Source organism: Sphingomonas sp. AOB5 (assembly GCF_029433115.1).
In the GTDB taxonomy this organism is placed as follows: Bacteria; Pseudomonadota; Alphaproteobacteria; order Sphingomonadales; family Sphingomonadaceae; genus Sphingomonas.
Window position 1 is genome coordinate 1 of record NZ_JARNTV010000047.1, and the last position, 18,727, is coordinate 18,727.

16 protein-coding genes are annotated in these 18,727 nt (G+C 65.5%); 12 read left to right on the forward strand and 4 right to left on the reverse strand.

Translation table 11 applies throughout. The features are described from left to right. Nucleotides 1-1,945 (reverse strand): ribonuclease E/G (locus P1X14_RS16380; RefSeq protein ID WP_277316504.1); only part of this gene is annotated, 1,945 nt, incomplete at its 3' end. A 621-nt stretch (nucleotides 1,946-2,566) separates the two neighbouring features. Between P1X14_RS16380 and P1X14_RS16385 the strand changes: the two genes are divergently transcribed. From P1X14_RS16385 to P1X14_RS16400, 4 genes are all read left to right on the forward strand, one after another. Continuing rightward, a complete protein-coding gene (locus P1X14_RS16385) occupies nucleotides 2,567-3,721 on the forward strand; it encodes an N-acetylmuramoyl-L-alanine amidase (RefSeq protein WP_346770460.1) in 1,155 nt (384 codons plus the stop codon). Between the two features lie 183 nt (nucleotides 3,722-3,904). Beyond that, entirely contained in the window at nucleotides 3,905-6,424 is a 2,520-nt protein-coding gene (locus P1X14_RS16390) for a transglycosylase domain-containing protein (RefSeq protein WP_277316474.1), read from the forward strand. 120 nt (nucleotides 6,425-6,544) lie between these two features. Beyond that, complete coding sequence (gene prfB, locus P1X14_RS16395; RefSeq protein ID WP_277316476.1) at nucleotides 6,545-7,672, forward strand: peptide chain release factor 2; 1,128 nt, start codon at nucleotides 6,545-6,547, stop codon at nucleotides 7,670-7,672. Then, nucleotides 7,669-8,412: a class I SAM-dependent methyltransferase gene (locus P1X14_RS16400; RefSeq protein WP_277316478.1), complete on the forward strand. Its 744-nt coding sequence runs from the start codon at nucleotides 7,669-7,671 to the stop codon at nucleotides 8,410-8,412. The genes prfB and P1X14_RS16400 overlap by 4 nt, the downstream gene beginning before the upstream one ends. A 131-nt stretch (nucleotides 8,413-8,543) precedes the next feature. On the opposite strand, the gene P1X14_RS16405 is transcribed toward P1X14_RS16400, so the two are convergent. Continuing rightward, entirely contained in the window at nucleotides 8,544-8,927 is a 384-nt protein-coding gene (locus P1X14_RS16405) for a JAB domain-containing protein (RefSeq protein WP_277316479.1), read from the reverse strand. 148 nt (nucleotides 8,928-9,075) lie between these two features. Here P1X14_RS16405 and P1X14_RS16410 point away from each other — a divergent pair, with 148 nt between their 5' ends. The 8 genes from P1X14_RS16410 to P1X14_RS16445 all read left to right on the forward strand — a co-directional run bounded on the left by P1X14_RS16410 (nucleotide 9,076) and on the right by P1X14_RS16445 (nucleotide 17,149). Beyond that, the gene (locus P1X14_RS16410; protein ID WP_277316480.1) at nucleotides 9,076-9,870 is read left to right on the forward strand and encodes a thymidylate synthase; all 795 of its coding nucleotides are present in this window, start codon (nucleotides 9,076-9,078) and stop codon (nucleotides 9,868-9,870) included. Between the two features lie 91 nt (nucleotides 9,871-9,961). Further along, the gene (locus tag P1X14_RS16415) at nucleotides 9,962-10,447 is read left to right on the forward strand and encodes a dihydrofolate reductase (protein WP_277316481.1); all 486 of its coding nucleotides are present in this window, start codon (nucleotides 9,962-9,964) and stop codon (nucleotides 10,445-10,447) included. Between the two features lie 2 nt (nucleotides 10,448-10,449). Continuing rightward, a complete protein-coding gene (locus P1X14_RS16420) occupies nucleotides 10,450-11,619 on the forward strand; it encodes a dipeptidase (protein WP_277316482.1) in 1,170 nt (389 codons plus the stop codon). Between the two features lie 152 nt (nucleotides 11,620-11,771). After that, entirely contained in the window at nucleotides 11,772-12,698 is a 927-nt protein-coding gene (locus P1X14_RS16425; RefSeq protein WP_277316483.1) for a bifunctional riboflavin kinase/FAD synthetase, read from the forward strand. A 47-nt stretch (nucleotides 12,699-12,745) separates the two neighbouring features. Beyond that, entirely contained in the window at nucleotides 12,746-15,658 is a 2,913-nt protein-coding gene (ileS, locus tag P1X14_RS16430) for an isoleucine--tRNA ligase (protein ID WP_277316484.1), read from the forward strand. Further along, nucleotides 15,655-16,173 (forward strand): signal peptidase II, encoded by a 519-nt coding sequence (gene lspA / locus P1X14_RS16435; RefSeq protein WP_277316485.1) that lies wholly within the window; start codon nucleotides 15,655-15,657, stop codon nucleotides 16,171-16,173. The genes ileS and lspA overlap by 4 nt, the downstream gene beginning before the upstream one ends. Next, nucleotides 16,166-16,579: a DUF3035 domain-containing protein gene (locus tag P1X14_RS16440; protein ID WP_277316486.1), complete on the forward strand. Its 414-nt coding sequence runs from the start codon at nucleotides 16,166-16,168 to the stop codon at nucleotides 16,577-16,579. Before lspA ends, P1X14_RS16440 begins: the two co-directional genes overlap by 8 nt. 159 nt (nucleotides 16,580-16,738) lie before the next feature. After that, a complete protein-coding gene (locus P1X14_RS16445; RefSeq protein WP_277316487.1) occupies nucleotides 16,739-17,149 on the forward strand; it encodes an Imm70 family immunity protein in 411 nt (136 codons plus the stop codon). A gap of 155 nt (nucleotides 17,150-17,304) precedes the next feature. Here P1X14_RS16445 and P1X14_RS16450 read toward each other — a convergent pair whose 3' ends face one another. Together P1X14_RS16450 and P1X14_RS16455 are read right to left on the reverse strand one after the other, a co-directional pair. Then, nucleotides 17,305-18,030: a TorF family putative porin gene (locus tag P1X14_RS16450; RefSeq protein ID WP_277316488.1), complete on the reverse strand. Its 726-nt coding sequence runs from the start codon at nucleotides 18,028-18,030 to the stop codon at nucleotides 17,305-17,307. 225 nt (nucleotides 18,031-18,255) lie between these two features. Continuing rightward, nucleotides 18,256-18,726: a RidA family protein gene (locus P1X14_RS16455; protein ID WP_277316489.1), complete on the reverse strand. Its 471-nt coding sequence runs from the start codon at nucleotides 18,724-18,726 to the stop codon at nucleotides 18,256-18,258. Between the last annotated feature and the right edge of the window lies 1 nt (nucleotide 18,727).

The following is an 18,727-nucleotide window of genomic DNA, read 5'->3' on the forward strand; positions in this document are numbered from 1 at the left end:
GGCGCTTGCCACGGCCTTCGGCCTCGCCATCGGCTTCGGCCTCGCGGCGCGGGCCGCGCTCGCGGCGCGGACGCTCTTCGGCCTCGGCTTCGACTTCTTCCTCGATTTCCTCTTCGTCGATCTCCTCGACGTAGTCGTCCTCGGGCTCTTCGATCAGCTGGGTGACGCGCGGCGCCTTGGTGGGCGGCGGACCGCCAACCTCGACCGACATGCGCGCGCCTTCCAGCTCGCCATCGGGCGCGACTTCGATCGTGACGCCATAGCGGTCCTCGATCTCGGCCAGCTCGGCGCGCTTGCGGTTCAGCACATAGAAGGCAGCCTCCTGGCTGGCGCGCAGCAGCAGCTGCGAACCGCGGCCACGGCCGGCCTCGTCCTCGATCATGCGCAGCGCCGAGATGCCGGCCGACGATGCGGTGCGGACCAGACCGGTGCCTTCGCAATGCGGGCACTGGCGGGTGCTGGCTTCGAGCACGCCGGTGCGCAGACGCTGGCGGCTCATTTCCATCAGGCCGAATGCCGAGATACGGCCGACCTGGATGCGGGCGCGATCGTTCTTCAGCGCCTCCTTCATCGCCTTCTCGACCTTACGGACGTTGGACCCGTGATCCATGTCGATAAAGTCGATGACGACGAGGCCGGCCATGTCACGCAGGCGCAGCTGGCGGGCGATCTCGTGCGCGGCCTCGAGGTTGGTCGCAGTCGCGGTCTGCTCGATCGAATGCTCGCGCGTCGACCGGCCCGAGTTGATGTCGATCGACACCAGCGCCTCGGTCGGGTTGATGACCAGATAGCCGCCCGACTTCAGCTGGACGACCGGATGGTACATCGCCGAAAGCTGGTCCTCGACCCCGGCGCGCTGGAACAGCGGCACCGTGTCGGCATAATGTTTCACGCGGCGGGCATGGCTGGGCATCAGGAGCTTCATGAACTCCTTGGCCTGACGATAGCCGTCCTCGCCCTCGACGATCACCTCGTCGATATCCTTGTTGTAGATGTCGCGGATCGCCCGCTTCATCAGGTCGCTGTCGCCATAGACGAGCGCAGGCGCCGACGACTTCAGCGTCTCTTCGCGAATGCCGTCCCACAGGCGGGCGAGATAATCGAAGTCGCGCTTGATCTCGACTTTGGTGCGCTGAAGCCCCGCGGTGCGGACGATGCAGCCCATCGACGGCGGCAGCTTCATGTCGGCCATGATCGACTTCAGCCGCTTGCGATCGGCAGCCGAGCTGATCTTGCGCGAAATGCCGCCGCCATGCGCGGTGTTGGGCATCAGCACGCAGTAACGGCCGGCGAGCGACAGATAGGTGGTCAGCGCCGCACCCTTGTTGCCGCGCTCTTCCTTCACGACCTGAACCAGCAGCACCTGACGGCGGCGGATCACGTCCTGAATCTTGTAGCGGCGGCGCAGGTTCATGCGGCGCGCGCGCAGCGCGTCGGCCGGGCTTTCCTTGCCCCCGCGCTTGCCGCGGCCGCGACGGCGGTCGCCGTTCTCGCTGCCTTCGCTGCCCTCTTCGCCCTCTACGGCTTCGGCGTCGTCGTCCTCATGGTCATGGTCGTCGTCGCCATGATCCTCTTCGTCGACCGGGCGCTCGAGCACCTCGACGTCGCCGTCCTCATGGTCCTCGTCGTCGCCATCTTCCTCGGCGCGCAGCGCGGCCTCTTCGGCAGCGTGCTCGGCCTCCTCGCGGAGCAGCGCGTCGCGGTCCTCCTTGGGGATCTGATAGTAATCGGGGTGGATTTCGCTGAAGGCGAGAAAGCCGTGGCGATTGCCGCCATAATCGATGAACGCCGCCTGGAGCGACGGTTCGACACGGGTTACCTTCGCCAGATAGATATTGCCCTTGAGCTGCTTGCGCTCAGCGGACTCGAAATCAAACTCCTCGATCCGGTTCCCTTTGACGACGGCCACCCGGGTTTCCTCCCGGTGCCGTGCGTCGATCAGCATACGCATGGTCATTCAATGTTCTCCGTGCGCGCCGGCCGGCCTCCCATGGGAGGCGGGGCGCAGGCGCGCGACATGCAAAGCGGACCCCGCAGGCGACATCGCCGGCCAGGGTCACGCGGGTTTCGAAAAATGCCTCTGCTGCCATCGCACGTCCGGACTCGTGGCCCGGATGCTTCGCCACCGTCGCGCGCCCGGCCGATCCGGCCTGGCGATGCGATTGGTGGGAAAAGTGCCTCATTGCAGCGTCAACCTGAAAGTTCGCGACGGAAGTGGTCGCGGGTGTCCTCCGGCGCAAGACCGGAAGCTGAACGGGCACTAGCACCCCCTGTTAGATGCAGCAACCAAAACACCGGTTCTGCGACAAATTGTTACGTGGCCTGCACAAAAGCTGACAGTCCGGATCAGGATCAATTCATGGCTACTCCGCCATTAACCGGATCGCTTCACGCTGATTTGAGAGGGTGGCCTCTAGAGCGGTGTGGTCAGGGCTTTTAGCCGAGTATCGTTACCATGCATTTGGACTGGACCCCCCGCCAGTCCGCGCGGCATACCGCGCGGGTGCTAATATTTCTCGCCCTCCTTGCCGGTTGGTTGACCGGCGCTCCGAGTTGGGCGGGAGCCGTGCAGGACGTGAAGGTCCAGGGTGACAGGGTGGTCATCCGCTTCAACGAACCTGTGCGTCAGGCGAGTGCCTTCATGCTCGCCGGTCCGAACCGCATCGCGGTGGACGTCGATGGCGCGACTCCCGGCGCGGCGCACCGCCCCGGCGGCGCGGTCGCGTCGATCCGCCAGGGTTCGCCCGATGGCAGCAACGCGAGGATCGTGCTCGATCTCGCGCGCCCGGCGATTGTCGCCGATGGCAGCTTCGGCAGCGACGGCCGCACGCTCACGCTTGCGCTGCGCACGGTGGACGATGCCCGCTTCGCCCGCGCCGCCGCCGAAGGCCGGATGAGCTTCCTGCCGCCCTTCTCCTATATCCGGGCCTCATCGAGCCACAGCTATAGCGAGCGCGTCGCCGTGCCCGCCCGCGCTGCGCCGACCCGCCTTCCGCGAATCTATGGCAACGACCCCAGCCGCCCGCTGGTGGTGATCGATGCCGGCCATGGCGGCCATGATCCCGGCGCGATCTCGCCCGACGGCAAGCTGCGCGAGAAGGACCTGACGCTTCAGGTTGCCCTGGCGATCCGCGACGCGCTGGTCGCATCGGGCAAGGTCCGTGTGGCACTGACCCGCGACGACGACCGCTACCTGATCCACCGCGAGCGATTCGGCGTGGCCCGTCAGCTCGGAGCCGATCTGTTCATCTCGATCCATTGCGACAGCGCCGGCAACACCACCGCATCGGGCGCCACCGTCTACACCCTGTCCGAAACCGCGTCCGACAAGGAAGCGGCCCGGCTGGCGGCGCGCGAGAACAAGTCGGACATCCTTGCCGGGGTCGACCTGGGCGGCACTGCGCCGGAAATCTCGTCGATCCTGATCGATCTGACCCAGCGTGAGACGATGAACTCCAGCGCGGGCTTTGCCCGGCTGCTCGGCCGCGAGGCCCAGCCGCTGATCCCGGTGCGCGCCAATTATCACCGCTTCGCGTCGCTGCTGGTGCTCAAGGCACCGGATCTGCCCTCGGTGCTGTTCGAGACCGGCTATATCTCGAACGCGACCGATGCGGCGTTCCTCGCGTCGCCCGAGGGGCAGCGCCGGGTGGCGCAGACGGTGCGGCGCGCGGTCGATATCCATTTCGCGACACGAAACGCACCACGACTCGCAGCGAGATAACGGAATTCCTTGCCTGAACCGGGGAATGACCAGGATGGTGGAAGGGTGAACGAGGCAAACGCGGCGCTATCTCCATTCGGCGGCGCGCCAGCCTTTCAACCCTTCCACCATCATCGGGCAGTTTGGCGCCTTGGTGCCGCAGCCGCTTTCATCGCGCGCGAATCTTGCTAAACCGCCCCTCGCATGGCCGACACCGACCTCTCCAACATCAAGCTGCGCATCACGCGTGAGATCGGCGGCGTCAGGGGCTGGTACCTGCGCAACCATAATCGCTGGTGGTTCCGCACCATCGCGATTCTCGCCTTGCTGTCGGGCATCTTCTGGTTCCTCGTCTGGCTGCTCGTCGCGCGGCATTTGCCCTCGGTCGAGACGCTCAAGAATTACGAGCCGCCGCTGCCGACCTATGTCCGCTCGGTCGAAGGCGTGCCGATCCACAGCTATGCGCGCGAACGCCGCGTCCAGCTGAGCTATGCCGAATATCCCAAGCAGCTGGTCAACGCCTATCTGGCCGCAGAGGACCGGACCTTTTTCGAGCATCACGGCGTCGATTATCCCGGCATCGCCTCGGCGATCTTCCGCAATCTCACCAGCAGCGGCCGTCAAGTCGGCGCATCGACCATCACCCAGCAGGTCGCCAAGAACCTGCTGGTCGGCAACGAAGTCAGCTATGTCCGCAAGCTGCGCGAGGCGATCCTGGCGTGGCGCATCGAAGGCACGCTGACCAAGCCGCAGATCCTGGAACTCTATCTCAATTCGATCGAGCTGGGCCGCAATGCGGGCGGCGTCGATGCCGCGTCCCATGCCTATTTCGGCAAGGACCTGAAACAGCTGACCCTCGCCCAGATGGCCTATCTGGCGATCCTGCCCAAGGGTCCGGCCAATTACGACCCGGACCGCAACACCCAGCGCGCGCTCGATCGCCGCAACTGGGTGCTCGGCCAGATGCTCGAGAACGGCTTCATCACCAAGGCCGAGCGCGATCAGGCCGTGTCCGAGCCGCTCGGCACCGTGCCGCGCCAGACGCCGAAGTTCGAACGCGTCGGCGGCTATTTCGTCGAGGAAGTCCGCCGCCAGCTGATCGACAAGTTCGGCGAGACCAACGAGAATGGCGACAGCCCCTTCAGCGTCTATTCGGGCGGCCTGTGGGTGCGCACCTCGCTCGATCCCGAGTTGCAGCTGCTGGCGCAGAAGGCATTGCGCGACGGCCTGATCCGCTATGAGCGCGGCCGCGGCTGGTCCGGCCCGATCGGCAAGGCCGAGATCCGCGGCGAGAACTGGCAGCAGGCGCTGCTCAACACCAATATCGGCCTCGACTATGAGGACTGGCGTTCGGCGATCGTGATCGCACGCGTCGGCGAATCATGGCGGATCGGCTTCGAGAACGGCCAGACCGGCAGCCTGCCCAAATGGGCGGCGACCATGCCGGTGCGCGGTCAGGGCGGACAGGCGTTCAACGCGATCAAGGTCGGCGACATCGTCGCGGTGGCGCCCGAAGGCCCGCAATTCGCGCTGCGCAGCGTGCCCAAGGTCTCGGGCGGCATGGTGGTCGAGGATCCGCGCACCGGCCGCATCCTGGCGATGCAGGGCGGCTTCGATTCACGCATCCAGAGCTTCAACCGCGCGACACAGGCCCAGCGCCAGCCGGGATCGACGATCAAGCCGATCGTCTATGCCGCCGCGCTCGAACAGGGGATGACCCCCGCCTCGATCGTGGTCGATGGCCCCTTCTGCGTGTGGCAGGGCGCGCAACTCGGCAAGAAATGCTTCCGCAACTTCGGCGGCACCGCAGGCGCGGGCCCCAAGACGATGCGCTGGGGCCTGGAGCAGTCGCGCAACCTGATGACGGTGCAGATCGCCAATCAGGTGGGCATGGAGAATGTGGTCGACCTGATCCAGCGGATCGGCGTGTCGAAGCAGAAATTCCCGCCCTATCTCAGCTATGCGCTGGGCGCGGGCGAGACGACCGTGATCCGCATGGTCAACGCCTATTCGATCCTGGTGAACAATGGCCGGGCGCTGAACCCCTCGCTGATCGATTTCGTCCAGAACCGCCGCGGCGAAGTGATCTGGCCCGACAATTGGCGCGCCTGTGACGGCTGCAACATGCCCGATTGGGACGGCAAGCCGATGCCCCGCCCGGTCAGCCGCGCGCGGCAGGTGGTCGAGGCGATGAGCGCCTATCAGATGGTCCATATCGCCGAGGGCGTGATCCAGCGCGGCACCGCCACGGTGCTGCGCGACCTCAACCGTCCGTTGATGGGCAAGACCGGCACCACCTCGGGCCCGACCGATGTGTGGTTCGTCGGCGGCAGTCCGCAGATGATCGCCGGCCTCTATATCGGCTACGATACGCCGACCAACCTTGGCGGCTATGCCCAGGGCGGATCGATCGCCGCACCGATCTTCAAGCAGTTCGCGGTTCCGGCCTTCGAAGGCATGGATCCGCTTCCCTTCACTGCCCCCGCGGGCATCCGCATGGTCCGCATCGACCGGATGAGCGGCAAGCGCGTCTATGGCAGCTGGCCATCCAGCGACCCCAAGGCCGCGGTCATCTGGGAAGCGTTCAAGCCGCAGAATGACGACGAATTGCGCCGCAACCGCCCCGAGGACGAGGAAGCGCCGAAGGTCGTCAAGAAGGTAGAACGCCGCGAAGAGAAGCAGGACGACAGCGAGTTCTTGCAACGCGAGGGCGGAATCTACTAGCCGCCGTTCCTATATCGTCATCCCGGCGAAAGCCGGGATCTCATGCGGCAAGCGTCACGCCGGTGGCACGAGATTCCAGCTTTCGCTGGAATGACGGGTTTTAATTCGAGAGGACCTCCCATGCGCGCCGAAGCGCAGGCCAATGCCGACAAGATCAACGCTGCGCTCGCCCTGCTGCGCCGCTTCCTCGATTGGGACCGCGCACTGCGCCGGCTCGACGAGCTGAACGCGCGCGTCGAGGATCCGACGCTGTGGAACGATGCGAAGGCCGCGCAGGAGGTGATGCGCGAGCGCCGCCGCCTCGACGAGGCCATCACCGCGACCCGCGCGATCGAAAGCGAATTGAGCGACAATCTCGAGCTGATCGAGATGGCCGAGGCCGAAGGCGATCAGGAAATGGTCGACGAAGGCATCGCCGCGCTCGACGCACTGGCCGCGCGCGCCGAGACCGACAAGGTGAAGGCGCTGCTCTCGGGCGAAGCCGACGCCAACGACACCTATATCGAGATCAACTCGGGCGCGGGCGGCACCGAGAGCCAGGACTGGGCCGGCATGCTCCAGCGCATGTACACCCGCTGGGCCGAACGCCACGGCATGAAGGTCGAGCTGATCGACTATCATGCCGGCGAGCAGGCCGGGATCAAGTCGGCGACCCTGCTGGTCAAGGGCGAGAACGCCTATGGCTACTCCAAGACCGAGAGCGGCGTGCACCGCCTCGTCCGCATCTCGCCCTATGACAGCGCGGCGCGGCGCCACACCAGCTTCTCGTCGGTCTGGGTCTATCCGGTGATCGATGACGATATCCAGGTCGAGTATAACGAGAGCGACCTGCGCATCGACACATACCGCGCATCGGGCGCAGGCGGTCAGCACATCAACACGACCGATTCGGCGGTGCGCATCACGCACATTCCGACCGGCATCGTCGTGCAGTGCCAGAACCAGCGTTCGCAGCACAAGAACAAGGCCGAAGCCTATAACCAGCTCCGCGCCCGCCTGTATGAGCGCGAGCTGGCGATCCGCGAACAGGCCGCCAATGCGGAGAACGCGACCAAGACCGATATCGGCTGGGGCCACCAGATCCGCTCTTACGTCCTCCAGCCCTATCAGCTGGTGAAGGACCTGCGCACCGGTGCGACTTCCACCGCGCCTGCCGATGTGCTGGATGGCGATCTCGATCCGTTCATGGCTGCGGCCCTGTCGCAGCGCGTGACCGGCGAGAAGGTCGAAGTGGAGGATGTCGATTGATCCGTGGCGCGGCCGCACTCTGCCTGACGATCCTGACCCTCGGCGCCTGTGACGCCGGGCCGGGAAAAGTACGCCAGCCGGCCGAACCCAAATATGGCTTCCCCGCCGCCGACCGCCCGGTGGCGACCATCGTCTCCGCGCGCTGGTCCGACGAGGAATCGCGCGACCGGCTGAACGAAGCCGAGACGGTGATGGATCGCGCCGGGATCAGGAAGGGCATGACCGTTGCCGATATCGGCGCGGGCGAAGGCTATTACACGATCCGCCTGTCTGCCCGCGTCGGCGCCGACGGACGCGTGCTGGCCGAGGATATCGTGCCCGAGGTTCGCGATACGCTGGCCACCCGCGTCGCGCGCGAGCGGCTCGACAATGTCAGCGTGCGGCTGGGCCTGCCCGCCGATCCGCGCCTGCCCGAGAACAGCTTCGATCGCGTGCTGATGGTGCACATGTATCACGAGATCGAATCGCCCTACGAGTTCCTGTGGCGCATGCGGCCCTCGCTGCGGCCCGGCGGACAGGTTATCGTGGTCGACGCCAATCGCGCCACCCAGGAACATGGCACCCCGCCCGACCTGCTGAAATGCGAGTTCGCCGCCGTCGGTTATGTCCAGGTCGCGATCCAGAAGATGCCGACCGCAGGCGGTTATCTCGCCATCTTCGAAGCGCAAGGCGACCGGCCCGAACCGCAGGCGATCAAGCCCTGCAAGAGCGTCCAGCAGCCTGCGCCCAAGGGCGGTTAACTAGAATTCAGCTGCGCTGAATTGCCGCGGCACCGGCCCGCTCCCCCACCCGGCCACCCATAAAATATACTGTCGTTGGGTGGCCGGGTGGGGGAGCGGGCCGGTGCCGCATCCGCGTGAGCGGATCAAACCTAAAGCAGCCCGAGTTCGCGGAAGCTGACGGCACCGTCCCGCGTGACCACCAGATGATCGAGCAGCCGGATCCCCAGCGGATCGAGGGCGCGGGCCAGCCTGCGCGTGGCATTGCGGTCGGCTTCGCTGGGATCGGGATCGCCGCCGGGATGGTTGTGCGCCATCACCACGCCGGTCGCGCCGAATGCCAGCGCGTCGCGGGCGACTTCGCGGATCGGCAGGTCGAGCGTGTCGCGTGACGGCGATCGCGTGCAGCGCATGCCGAGCAGTTCCTGCCCCGCGCCCAGATAGGCGAACATCGCCACCTCCACGGGTTCGCGTTCGATCGATGCAAAGAGCTGGGCCGCGGCGTCCGCGTCGCGAATGCGTTTCGGTTCTTCCATCCCGATTGCCTGCCAGAACCCGGCGCGATCCGGTGGACAGTATGATCGATTTCGGACCTCGGAGACCGCCGGTCCGGATGCACTTTCATCCACAACGGATGCACCTGCCCCGCTTGGCGCGCCTGTCCGGCATCGCTAGGTTCGCGTCATGCGTCAGTATCTCGATCTCATGGCCCGCGCGCTGAACGAAGGCGCCGAACAGATGGACCGCACCGGCACGGGCACGCGCAGCGTGTTCGGCCACCAGATGCGCTTCGATCTGAGCAAGGGCTTCCCCCTGCTCACCACCAAGAAGCTGTTCACCCGCGCAATCATCGTCGAATTGCTGTGGTTCCTGCGCGGCGACACCAATGTGCGCTGGCTGCAGGAGCGCAAATGCTCGATCTGGGATGAGTGGGCGGACGAGAATGGCGATCTCGGCCCGGTCTATGGCAAGCAGTGGCGCGACTGGGAGGCCGCGGACGGCCGCCATATCGACCAGATCGCGGAGCTGCTCGAGACGATCAAAACCAACCCAGGATCGCGCCGCCAAGTGGTCTCCGCGTGGAACCCCGGCGAGCTTCACGCGATGGCGCTGGCCCCGTGCCACTGCCTGTTCCAGACCCATGTCGCCAACGGCAAGCTCTCGCTGCAGCTCTACCAGCGCTCTGCCGATATCTTCCTGGGTGTGCCGTTCAACATCGCCAGCTACGCGCTGCTGACCCATATCCTGGCGCAGCAGGCGGGGCTGGAAGTCGGCGATTTCGTTTGGACCGGCGGCGATTGCCACCTCTATTCCAACCATCTGGAGCAGGCGCGCGAGCAACTGGACCGCGAACCGGGTCCGCTGCCGACACTCGAGATCCTGCGCAAGGCGCCGTCGATCGACGCCTATGAATATGAGGATTTCGCGATCCGCGATTACGTCGCGCAGGCGCATATCAAGGCGCCGGTAGCGGTATGATCCAAGGCCCCGTTCGTTTCGAGCGCAGTCGAGAAACCGAGGCGAAGGACTGCGTGGCCGTTTCTCGACTACGCTCGAAACGAACGGATCGATGACCATCACCTTCCACCTCGCCCGCGCCGATAACGGCGTGATCGGCCGCGACGGCCAGCTGCCGTGGCGCCTGCCCGCCGACCTGAAGCGGTTCAAGGCGCAGACCATGGGCAAGCCGATGGTGATGGGCCGCAAGACGTTCGAGAGTTTCGCCAGCCCCCTGCCCGGCCGCCGCCACATCGTGCTGACCCGCGACACCGGCTGGGCCGCCGAGGGCGCAGAAGTCGCGCATACGCCGGACGACGCCATCGCACTTGCCGGAACAGGCGAGGTCGCGGTGATCGGCGGCGCGGAGATATTCGCGATCTTCCTGCCCCAATGCGGGGCAATCGAACTGACCGAAGTCCATGCCGCGGTGGAGGGCGACGCCATCGTCCCCGCATTCGATCCGCTTGTATGGGAAGAAGTCTCGCGCGAGGATCACGACAGCGAAGGGGGCCGCCCGGCCTACAGCTTCGTCAGGCTGGAGCGCCGGAGGGGATAGACATGAAGAAATGGCCGTGGATCGCCGCCGGGGTGGTCGCGCTGGGGGCAGCCGGGTTCTTCGGCATCGCGCCTGCCTATGTCGAAGGCAGCATGAACATTGTCGAGCCGGTCGCGCTGCCCAAGATCAGCGAGGACACCAAGCGGCTCCACGCCAGCCTGCAGATCGCCGACATGCACGCCGACACGCTGATGTGGCGCCGCGACCTGCTGAACCGCGCCAGCCGCGGCCAGGTCGACCTGCCCCGGCTTCAGGAAGGCAATGTCGCGCTGCAAGTCTTCTCGTCGGTCACCAAGACGCCCAAGGGCCAGAATTACGACGCCAACAGCGCCGAGACCGACAATATCACCCTGCTGACCATCGCCCAGCTTCAGCCGGTGCGGACATGGAACTCGCTGCTCCAGCGTTCGCTGTGGCACGCGACCAAGCTGGATCGCGCCGCGGCCAATTCGGGCGGCCAGCTTCGCGTGATCCGCTCGCCCGCCGATCTCGATCACCTGTTCGGTGTGCGCATGGGCAATCCGAAGATCGTCGGCGGCATGCTGTCGATCGAGGGGCTTCAGGATCTCGAAGGCCGGATCGAGAATCTCGACGTCCTCTACAAAGCCGGCTTCCGCATGGCGGGCCTCGCGCATTTCTTCGACAATGAAGTCGCCGGATCGATGCATGGCGAGGCCAAGTCCGGCCTGACCCCGCTCGGCTTTCAGGTGCTGGCACGGATGGAGAAGCTCGGCATGATCGTCGACGTGGCGCATTCGAGCCATGCCGCGCTGGCCGATATCCTCCGCGTCGCGCGGCGGCCTTTGGTCTCCAGCCATGGCGGGGTGCAGGCAACCTGCAAGGTCAACCGCAACCTGACCGACGACGAGATTCGCGGCATCGCCAAGACCGGCGGCGTGATCGGCATCGGCTATTGGGACGCCGCGATCTGCGGCACCAAACCAACCGACGTGGTGCGCGCGATCATGCATGTCCGCGCGCTGGTCGGGATCGACCATGTCGGCCTCGGCTCCGATTTCGACGGCGCGGTGACGACGGGCTGGGACACGTCGCAGCTGATCGCGATCACCCAGGCGCTGGTCGATGCCGGGTTCAAGCCCGACGAGATCCGCAAGGTGATGGGCGGGAATGTGCTGCGTGTGCTGCGCGCCGGGCTCGCACCGATGGCGTAACCCAAAAATCCTCCCCCGCCAGGGGGAGGTGGCGCCGAAGGCGACGGAGGGGGAGGACTCACTAACGCCAGTTCTGGAATCCCCCCCTCCGTCAGGCTGCGCCTGCCACCTCCCCCTAGCGGGGGAGGATTTGGGTGCTATAGCCCCTCCCCATGGAGCGGCTGGACGGCGGCTCGGCGGTTCCGGCCCATCTGCGCGGCGGGATCGTCGCGCTCGGCAATTTCGACGGGTTTCATCTGGGGCACCAGTCGGTCGTGGCCCGCGCGGTCGCGCGTGCGCGCAGCCTCGGCGTGCCCGCCATCGTCGCCACCTTCGATCCGCATCCGCGTCGCTATTTCCAGCCCGACGCCCCTCCCTTCCGCCTGACCACACTCGACCAGCGCCAGCGTCTGTTCGCTGCGGCAGGCGCTCAGGCGATGCTGGTGTTCCGCTTCGACGCCGCGCTGGCCAGCCTGACCGCGGAAGAGTTCGCGCAGGAACGGCTGGTCGAGTTCCTCGGCGCGGCAGGCGTCGTCACCGGCGGGGACTTCACCTTCGGCAAGGGCCGCAGCGGCAATCCTGAGGTACTGGCGGAACTCGGCGACCGGCTGGGCTTCACCGCCGAAACCGTGCTGCCGGTCGGCGCAGGCGACGTCCCCTTCTCGTCCAGCCGCATCCGCGAACTGCTCCGTGAGGGCCGCCCGCGCGAGGCGGCGTACCTCCTCACCCGCCCCTTCGCGATCGAAGGCGAAGTGGTGGGCGGCGCCAGGCTCGGCCGCACGCTCGGCTATCCCACCGCCAACATGACGCTCGGCAACTATCTGCGCCCGGCATACGGCATCTACGCCGTTCGCGGCCGCCTGCCGGACGGTCGCGTGCTGAACGGCGTTGCGAATCTCGGCATCCGTCCCAGCTTCGATCCGCCGCTGGAACTGCTCGAAACCTTCTTCTTCGACTTTTCCGGCGACCTGTACGGGCAGGTGATCGAGATCCAGCTGATCGACTATCTGCGCCCCGAAGCGAAATTCGATTCGCTGGAGGCGCTGACCGTCCAGATGGACGCCGATGCGGCGAAAGCGCGAGAGTTGCTGGCCGGATAGCAAAACCCTAGCGGTAAGGCGCGGCTTCCTCTAATCCGCGCGGTTCCATGACCGACGCACCCGATTTCCGCGACACCGTCTTCCTGCCGAAGACCGATTTCCCGATGAAGGCCGGCCTTGCCACCAAGGAACCGGCGATCCTCGAGCGCTGGGCGAAGATTAACCTCTACCAGAAGCTGCGCGAGCAGCGGGCGGGGCGCGAGCGGTTCATCCTTCACGATGGCCCTCCCTATGCGAATGGCGACATTCACATGGGCCACGCGATGAACAAGATCCTGAAGGACATCGTCGTCCGATCGCAGACCCTGCTCGGCAAGGACGCGCCGTACGTCCCGGGCTGGGACTGTCACGGCCTGCCGATCGAGTGGCAGATCGAGAAGCAGTACAAGGACAAGAAGCGCAACAAGGACGAGGTGCCCCCGGCCGAGTTCCGCGCCGAATGCCGTGCGTACGCCGCCAAATGGGTCGGCGTGCAGCGCGACCAGTTCAAGCGCCTGGGCGTGATGGGAGACTGGGAAGACCCGTACCTCACGATGAACTTCGAAAGCGAAGCGATCATCGCGGGCGAGCTGCTCAAGTTCGCCGAGAGCGGCCAGCTCTATCGCGGCGCCAAGCCGGTGATGTGGTCGCCCGTAGAGAAGACCGCGCTGGCCGAAGCCGAAGTCGAATATGAGGACATCGTCTCGACCCAGATCGACGTGGCGTTCGAGATCGTGGAGGCGCCGAACGCGCCCGAACTGGTCGGCGCACATGCAGTGATCTGGACGACGACGCCGTGGACGATCCCGGTGAACCAGGCTTTGGCCTACGGGCCGGAGGTTGAGTATGTGGTCGGCCGGTTCCGTACCCATGCGGGTCCAGCCGATGGTCTGCAGCCGCTGCAGGACGTTAGTACCGAGGATAACCAGTATACGCGCTTACTGATTGCGCGAGACCTAATCGATACGTTCACCAAGCGGGTGTTCGACATCAAGCACTCGACTGAAACCGTGGTAACTACCACTTTTGAAGAAGAGTGGGCTGGCAAAGGCTCCGATCTCGCAGGCGCCGTCGCCCGCCACCCGATGCACCATCTCGGCGGCTTCTTCGCCAAGCCGCGTCCGTTCCTGCCCGGCGATTTCGTCACCACCGACGCGGGCACCGGCCTCGTCCATATGGCGCCGGATCATGGCGAGGACGATTTCATGCTGTGCAAGGCGCACGGGATCGATCCGGTCTTTGCGGTCGAGGGCGACGGCATGTACCGCGCCGACTGGCTGTGGCTGGGCGGCCAGGGTTCGGTGATCAACAAGAAGTTCACCGCGTCGGACGGCCCGATCTGCACCGATCTGCGCGAAGCGGGCGGCCTGCTCGCCGCGTCGGACGATTTCGCGCACAGCTATCCGCACAGCTGGCGCTCCAAGGCGAAGATCATCTTCCGCGCGACCCCGCAATGGTTCATCCCGATGGACCGGCCCCAGCCCGACACCAGCGCATTGCCCGCCATCGAAGCGAGCGAGGACGAAGGTGTGGGCGTTGTCGGCCAAGCCCGCGGCAACGGCCCCACCCTGCGCGAACTCGCGCTCGACGCGATCGAGCGTACCCGCTGGGTCCCCGAAAAGGGCCAGAACCGCATCAGCGCAATGGTCGAGGGCCGCCCCGACTGGGTGATCAGCCGCCAGCGTGCCTGGGGCGTGCCGATCGCGCTGTTCGTGAACCGCGAGACCGGCGACTATCTCCGCGATCCCGCGGTCAACGCCCGCATCCTCGACGCCTTCCGCGCAGGCGGGGCGGACGCATGGTATGCCGGTGATCATCAGGCCCTGCTCGGCGCCGACTACAGCCTCGACGATTACGAGGTCGTCACCGACATCCTCGACGTGTGGTTCGACTCCGGATCGACCCACAGCTTCGTCGTGGAGCAGCGTTACGGCGTCGGCACCCGCGCCAACCTGTATCTCGAAGGGTCGGACCAGCATCGCGGCTGGTTCCAGTCCTCGCTGCTCGAATCGTGCGGCACCCGCGGCCATGCGCCGTACGATGCGGTGCTGACCCACGGCTTCGCACTCGACGGCCAGGGCAAGAAAATGTCCAAGTCGCTCGGCAACGTCGTCGATCCGCTGAAGATCATCGGCGAAAGCGGGTCGGACATTCTCCGCCTGTGGGTCTCGCAGACTGATTATTTCGAGGATGTCCGCATCGGCAAGGAAGTGCTGGCCGGGACGGGCGACGCGTATCGCAAGCTGCGCAACACTTTCCGCTATTTGCTCGGCGCGCTCGACGGGTTCGAGGAGTCCGAGCGTCTCGGCGTCAACGAGATGCCCGAGCTGGAGCGCTATGTGCTCCACAAGCTCGCTGCGCTGGATGCCGAGCTGAAGGCCGCGGTCAACGATTTCGAGTTCAACCGCTACAGCCGCGCGCTGACCGATTTCGCGAACGAAGACCTGTCGGCCTTCTTCTTCGATATCCGCAAGGACTCGCTCTATTGCGACGCCCCCACGGATCCGAAGCGGCGCGCCTACCGCACCGTGCTCGACACGCTGTTCCACGCGCTGGTCCGCTATGCCGCGCCGATCATCAGCTTTACCGCCGAGGAAGTGTGGCAGGCACGCTTCCCGAGCGAGGACGATTCGGTCCATCTGCTCGAATGGCCGGTGCTGCCCGAATTGAGCGGCAGCCTGACCGCCGACTGGTCGCAGGTCCGCGCGCTGCGCGAGAAGGTGACCGAAGCGATCGAGCCCTATCGCCGCGAAAAGACGATTCGCTCCAGCCTCGAGGCCGAAGTGACCGTCCCCTCGCTGCCGATGGACGAAAGCGACCTCGCCGAGCTGTTCATCGTCTCGAAGGTGACGCAGGGCGGCGATGCGGTCACGGTTCAGCCCACCGAGCGCCTTAAATGCGGCCGGTGCTGGCGGCATCTACCGGAAGTTGCGAACGACGGCGCTCTGTGCGACCGCTGTTCCGGGGTGGTGACTGAATGAACGTGACTCGCGGTATCGGTTTGCTCGTGGCGCTGCTGGTGTTCCTGATCGATCAGGGCACCAAATATCTCGTCACGCACACCCTCGGCCTGTCGTACGAAGGCGCGTGGATGGAGATCGTCTCGTTCTTCGACCTGCGCTATGTCGAGAATATCGGCGTGTCGCTGGGCCTGATGCGCGCCAGCAACGAAGCAATGCGCTGGGGCCTCGTGGCGCTCACCAGCGCGATCGCGGCCGGCGTGGTGTGGTGGATGCTGCGCGAGCGCAAGCTGCCCGACGTCGCGGCGCTGGGCCTGGTCCTCGGCGGCGCGCTGGGCAACATCCTCGATCGCACCCGGCTGGGCTATGTCGTCGATTTCGCCGATTTCCATATCAATGAATGGCGTCCGTTTTTGGTCTTCAATGTCGCCGACGCCGCGATTACCATCGGTGTGCTGATCCTGTTGATCCGCGCGCTCTTCTTCGGGGAAAAGCCCCGTGCGACCCAGGATCCTGTGGAGAATATCAATGCGTAAGTCTGTTCTGATCGTCGCCGCCCTGGGCGTCGCCACTTCGCTCTCGGCTTGCGGCAAGAGCGGTTACGACCGCACCCGTCCGGACGAATTCGCCGTCGCCCGCGCTGCGCCGCTGGTGGTGGCGCCCGATATCGCGCTGGTCCCGGCGCGGCCGGGCGCACCGCGTCCGCAGGACGGCAATGCGCAGAACCAGGCGCTCGAGGCGATGTTCGGCGGCTCGGCTGCACGCAGCCCCAGCGAGAACGCCACGCTCGACGCCGCCGGCCGCACCACTGCCGAGCCGGGCGCACGCACCACCGCGGGCAGCCCGGACACCGCCGTGGTCGACAAGGGCCAGACCACCCGCGACATCGTCGCCGCCCCGGAAGGCGACGGCCAGGAAGCCAAGGCTTCGACGCCGCAATAAGCCGCTGGCGATTGCCGGAATCAGAAAGGGCCGCCCCCAACCGGGAACGGCCCTTTTCTTTTGGTAGTTATTGTTCGGCAAAACCGAGGTCGACTGTCCGTCATTGGGTGGCTGGCGATCACTGCTCTCGATATGATGAGGCAATGGTCGGAGAGAATAATGGGCGTAGGGATCAGGGTCGGCAGCATCACGGACGAGATTGGCACCGGCGATTTTCTTCACGCCTTTTTCTCGACGGTCAGCGGGAGACTGGAACGCGATTGGGGCGAGCGTTTTCCATCGCTGATGACCCTTTATCGTGGCAGCCTGCCTGCGGATCGCGCGGCCGCCGCGCTCACCGAACTGGCTGAGATTCGATCGGAACTTGCCGCATTCCCGCCAGACCAGCTTATCTGGGACATCGAAGATCTCACCAAGCTGCCGCCTTGGGGAAGCGACATATCTCCCGACATTACCGACCTGTCCAATTACTTTGTAACCTCCGCCGGGCGCGATCTCATAGACGTTATGCGAGAAGCGCTCGAAGCGTCGCGAGCGGAACATCGAACAGCGGAGATCGTCGCATACTGAACGTCCGCTTTTGAGCCGCCAGTCGGCTTGGGTTTGCGGAAGCACAGCCCGCATTTATTTTTGCAGCGCACACGACGGCGCGCGCCCAAAAGCAAGGGGGCCGCGGAACCGGTTACCCGGCGCCGCGACCCCCATGTTACGCTTGATCGGGTGGCTTAGAAGGCCGCGCCGAACGAGACCACGACGGCGCCGTCCGCACCGATCGCATCCTTGTAGCCGAACGCGGTCGGCTCGTCGGTGTTCACGTACGACACGCCGAGCGTGAAGTTCTTGTAGCTGCCTTCGACGCCGAACGAATAGTCCATCACCTTGCCGTCGGCACCGCCCAGGAAGCTGTCGCTCTCGGCATAGCCGAGATGGCCCTTCAGCTTGAGCGGGGTCGAGGGGATGGCCACCGCGACGTCGGTATAGGCATAGATGCCGCTGAAATCAGCCAGCGCGTCCTGGCCGCCCGGAGCCCAGGCAACCGAACCCTTGATCGTTGCCGGACCGATGGTGCCGGTCAGCGCGACATAGGGCTCGACCACGGTGCTGTTGTTGGCACCCGGATAGAGATAGATGGTCGCGCCGATATCGCCGGTCAGGCCGGGAACGATTTCCTTGGCGAAGCCGCCATAGAGATCGATTTCGGTGCCGTTGGCGAACGAGATGCCCGAACCCCAGACGCCGAAATACAGGCCGCTCGAGTGGGTGACCGAGAAAGTACCCTGGATGGTCGCTTCTTCGCTGGTCTGGCTGAAGCCGCGGAAGCGATAGTCGGAAACGACCGTCGCGCCACCGGCAATGGTGAAATCGGCCGGCGGATCAGTCTCGTCCTGGGCCAGAGCGGGGGTGGCACCGGCGAGCGCAAGCGCGCCGAGCATGATCTTCGAGAAACGCATCGTAGTCCTTTCGGTTTGAATTCGATGGTTCCCGCCTGCTGTCTGCGGTGCGAACTGTCTGAAGCGCCCTCTGGGCCTCCGCGTCGCTGTCGCCGACGCAGCAACATTGCCGAAACGCGCTGCGGCGCACAACAAAATACGCATGTTTACGTAAGGAAAGCCGAAGGTGTTGCGGCACCGCAACAGAATGTGGCTACGGTGCGGCTTTTGTGCCCCGATGGGACGTCAGGCCGGGCGCACCGCCACAATCGCGTCCACTTCCACCACAGCGCCGAGCGGCAATGCCGGCACGCCGACCGCGCTGCGGGCATGCTTGCCCGATTCGCCGAACACCGCGGCCATCAGTTCCGACGCGCCATTGGCGACCTTGGGCTGATCGGTGAAGCTGCCTGCCGAGTTCACGAACACGCCGAGCTTCACGATACGCTCGACCCGATGGAGATCGCCGCCCAGCGCCTTCTTGATCTGCGCCAGCAGCATCAGGCCGCAGCGCTGCGCCGCCTCGACACCGAATTCCAGCTCGCGGTCCTCGCCCATACGCCCGGTCATCAGCGCGCCGTCCTTGAACGGCAGCTGCCCGGAGACATGGAGCAGCCCGGCAGCCTCGACCGCGGGGACATAGGCAGCGACGGGCGCCGCGGCTTCGGGGAGGGTCAGGCCGAGTTCGGCCAGCTTCGCTTCGATCTGGGTGGTCATG

Excerpts from the sequence above, each read along its gene's own strand:
- P1X14_RS16440 (WP_277316486.1), top strand. The coding sequence starts at position 16,166 with ATGCGTAAGTCTGTTCTGATCGTCGCCGCCCTGGGCGTCGCCACTTCG.
- P1X14_RS16425 (WP_277316483.1), top strand. The coding sequence starts at position 11,772 with ATGGAGCGGCTGGACGGCGGCTCGGCGGTTCCGGCCCATCTGCGCGGC.
- P1X14_RS16450 (WP_277316488.1), bottom strand. The coding sequence starts at position 18,030 with ATGCGTTTCTCGAAGATCATGCTCGGCGCGCTTGCGCTCGCCGGTGCC.
- P1X14_RS16390 (WP_277316474.1), top strand. The coding sequence starts at position 3,905 with ATGGCCGACACCGACCTCTCCAACATCAAGCTGCGCATCACGCGTGAG.
- prfB (WP_277316476.1), top strand. The coding sequence starts at position 6,545 with ATGCGCGCCGAAGCGCAGGCCAATGCCGACAAGATCAACGCTGCGCTC.
- P1X14_RS16455 (WP_277316489.1), bottom strand. The coding sequence starts at position 18,726 with ATGACCACCCAGATCGAAGCGAAGCTGGCCGAACTCGGCCTGACCCTC.
- lspA (WP_277316485.1), top strand. The coding sequence starts at position 15,655 with ATGAACGTGACTCGCGGTATCGGTTTGCTCGTGGCGCTGCTGGTGTTC.
- P1X14_RS16405 (WP_277316479.1), bottom strand. The coding sequence starts at position 8,927 with ATGGAAGAACCGAAACGCATTCGCGACGCGGACGCCGCGGCCCAGCTC.
- ileS (WP_277316484.1), top strand. The coding sequence starts at position 12,746 with ATGACCGACGCACCCGATTTCCGCGACACCGTCTTCCTGCCGAAGACC.
- P1X14_RS16415 (WP_277316481.1), top strand. The coding sequence starts at position 9,962 with ATGACCATCACCTTCCACCTCGCCCGCGCCGATAACGGCGTGATCGGC.
- P1X14_RS16420 (WP_277316482.1), top strand. The coding sequence starts at position 10,450 with ATGAAGAAATGGCCGTGGATCGCCGCCGGGGTGGTCGCGCTGGGGGCA.
- P1X14_RS16445 (WP_277316487.1), top strand. The coding sequence starts at position 16,739 with ATGGGCGTAGGGATCAGGGTCGGCAGCATCACGGACGAGATTGGCACC.
- P1X14_RS16410 (WP_277316480.1), top strand. The coding sequence starts at position 9,076 with ATGCGTCAGTATCTCGATCTCATGGCCCGCGCGCTGAACGAAGGCGCC.